The 231-nt window shown below is 63.2% G+C and carries 1 protein-coding gene; it reads right to left on the bottom strand.

Going from position 1 to position 231, the window contains the following annotated elements; genetic code table 11:
• Positions 1–231 (bottom strand): aminotransferase class III-fold pyridoxal phosphate-dependent enzyme (locus O4G76_RS21795; RefSeq protein WP_269399154.1); only part of this gene is annotated, 231 nt, incomplete at both ends.

The following is a 231-nucleotide window of genomic DNA, read 5'->3' as shown; positions in this document are numbered from 1 at the left end:
CCGCCAATCCATGTGCTGGGTCGAAAGGTGTCTTGGTCTCGCGATCCTCAACCAGCTCTACCCCACGAAAGACGCCCCGTCCCCGAATGTCACCCACATGCGGATGCTGACCGAAGCTCTCTATCAGAGCAGCGTGCAGCTGCGCGCCCATTTCAGCCGCACGTTCGACCAGATCGCGCGTCAGCATTTGCTGCACCACCGCAAGCCCCGCCGCTGTCGCCACCGGATGCC

The organism is Limimaricola sp. G21655-S1 (genome assembly GCF_027213785.1).
In the GTDB taxonomy this organism is placed as follows: Bacteria; Pseudomonadota; Alphaproteobacteria; order Rhodobacterales; family Rhodobacteraceae; genus Limimaricola.
This window is presented reverse-complemented; position numbering and strand designations above follow the sequence as displayed.